Annotated in this window: 1 pseudogene; it reads right to left on the minus strand. The window is 62.5% G+C overall.

Annotated elements, in window-relative coordinates:
* Positions 1 to 171 precede the first annotated feature (171 nt).
* Positions 172 to 506: pseudogene (locus AC1D01_RS38325) on the minus strand (Fic family protein); the annotation flags it as partial.

The raw sequence follows: 506 nt of genomic DNA on the forward strand, positions 1-506 counted from the left end.
GCCCTGGGCTGCCCCTACGGGACTTGCGATGCCAAACGCCAACATCGCCCCCACCATCTTCAATTTGAAAAGTTCCATCCATCCTCCCCTTGAACCCGTGTGTGAATTTCCATCCGGACGCGACTCGGTACGGCGTGGATCGTCAATGTACGACGTCCAGCACCCGCACCATCATGCAGGCGCCTTGAGTTCCGCCGCGGCCGGGTAGGGGTCGACGCGGTTGGTGTCATCCGCCAGCAGGCGCAGCAGGCGCGGGTGGATGAATAGCCGCTCCTTGCCGGCGTGAATCTCTCTCAGTACGCCAACCTTGACGAGAGCCTTCAGGTAGCGAGACGCAGCCTGGCGTTGCGCGACATCCTTGTCGATCAGGTTGGCGATGCGGCAATACGGTTGTTCGAAGATGACGTCGACCAGCTCGCGGCTGTAGATCTTCGGAAGCCGGGCTCGCACATGGGCCGCCGTGACTTCCGACAGCGCACGGATCGCCGCGATCTTGGCGGTGGTCC

Source organism: Rhizobacter sp. P3_B12 (assembly GCF_056402895.1).